This is a genomic window from Vogesella fluminis (assembly GCF_014652335.1).
Lineage (GTDB): Bacteria > Pseudomonadota > Gammaproteobacteria > Burkholderiales > Chromobacteriaceae > Vogesella > Vogesella fluminis.
The window spans coordinates 1-1,866 of record NZ_BMYP01000095.1 but is presented as its reverse complement, the minus strand read 5'-3'; the positions used below and the strand labels follow the sequence as shown (position 1 = coordinate 1,866).

Below are 1,866 nucleotides of genomic sequence, written 5' to 3'. Positions count from 1 at the left end.
GCTTCGCCCCCAAAGCAACGACTAAGCTGTTTGGGAAGGTGGGCGGGCCGGACGCTTACCCTTGCTCGAGCTCGATTGCAAAGTCATGGGGTGAGTGCTGAGATCATCCAATCCGACTTGTTCGAGCCGTCTACCGATCTGCTTACGGCAATCAAGGATTTTCAGCCCAAAGTCATCGTCGGGTGGTTCATCGGCTCTCATCCTGATGATAATGACAAGCGGACTCCGGCTAACCTTCGTATAGAGCAAAAACCGAAGGTGTATCGGGAAAATGTAGAGGATAGGCTGGTCATTGCGCCCCTCTGCCCGCCATCCGTGGAGTGGGTTCATACTGTGCAACGTGGTGCTGTCCCGCCCGGAGTTACTGAAGTCCAAATCAAGGATGGGATGGCGGAAGAATATGAAAACTACATGTTCAAGAATTCAGGGTTCACCGTGACCGATGTGCAGGTACTGGACTGGAATCAGGGGGCAACCCCGTTTCCATATATTCTGAACCCAAACCCCAATCTGCCGTCGGGCAACACAAAGCCCGTGATCTTTTCCATACTGGCTCGTCGAATGCTCAGCGTATAGGTTCGGAAACAATCCCGCTCTGTGCTTCGTTGTGCATTCTGACGGAGCTGGGGCATCGGTTGAGGTGATGTTGTGGTCCTTGAAGAAGGGCTGGATTGTCGATCAAGATGCGACGCCAACCGCGAGCGGGCAAGCATAAGGGGTCGACGTGGTATTTTTCAAGGTATCCGGTGCTTAATACATAAGCATAAACATTGTAGATTAATGCCACTTAAATGGCATTGATGATCGAGCGGGGAGTGATGGATATTTCAACCAATTGATTTAATAGAAGAAAGTTGGTGACGTTGGTCATGTGCTTCGCGTCATCAATGGCGTTTTTCATGGTGACCGGTAGGGCGTCATGGGTAGTAGTGTACTGATACCCTAGAGGCAAGCAACTCGCCACACGGTATCCATCCGAAGCTGGCAAGCGGGCACCAGGGAACCGCCTTTGAAAGTTGCTTCAGCGGCGGGCACTGGCTGTTCATCCGCGGTTGCCGTCCCTCGGCCGCCGAGGCCAGACTCACGCTATTGACCAAAACCGGTCACATGCTTGCTCAATCAAAGGTCGGATGCGCGGAATTTTTACCAAAGCGAACGCACCTTTTGCAGGCATAAACTTTGGCAGCAACACTCCTTGAAAGAGCCAGATGATCTTTATCGACCGCCAGGCTGTACGGCCGCCTTTGCAATTACGTGAATTCCACGAGCGAACTCTCAAGGAGTTCGGAGAAATCTACAAGTTAGGTGATGTTTCTCGCTCGCAGCGGAGGCCGGACTTCCAGATGCCCTCGTCACTTACTGGCGAGGTGCGGGAACGTCTTGGATTACTCTTTCATCGAAATTGCGCCTATTGCGAACGCGCAGCCAGAAACATTGATCGCTTCCGGCCCAAGTGGCGCGCAAGCCGCCTAGATCGACGCATAGATCCCGAACACTACTGGTGGCTGTATGGTGATTGGCGCAACCTGTATCTGGCCTGCCACGACTGCACTTCTCGGAAGGCAAACGCATTTCCCATTGACGGTCCTCCAGCGGCGCCGCTCACATTTGGCCGTGATCTGGACAATGAGCTGCCGCTTCTTGTCGATCCTTGTGTCGACCGCCCGGAGGAACACCTATCCTTCGGACTCAACGGCGAGGTCGTGCCACGCACACGAAAGGGCGAAGTCACGATCCAGTTGTTCGAACTCAACAACCCATACTTGGTCAAGGCACGGGCGGCATCCGCTGCGATGGCCGTTCTCGAATGTGAACGCATGTGGAATCTCAATCCAGTCTCGCGGGACGAGCTGACTTTCAGACTGA

The 1,866-nt window shown here is 53.6% G+C and carries 2 protein-coding genes; both read left to right on the top strand.

The window, feature by feature from the left end:
- Window positions 1–576 (top strand): hypothetical protein (locus IE083_RS15540; RefSeq protein WP_229799801.1); only part of this gene is annotated, 576 nt, incomplete at its 5' end.
- Between the two features lie 632 nt (window positions 577–1,208).
- The coding region (locus IE083_RS15535) for an HNH endonuclease family protein (RefSeq protein ID WP_229799800.1) at window positions 1,209–1,866 on the top strand (658 nt) is incomplete at its 3' end.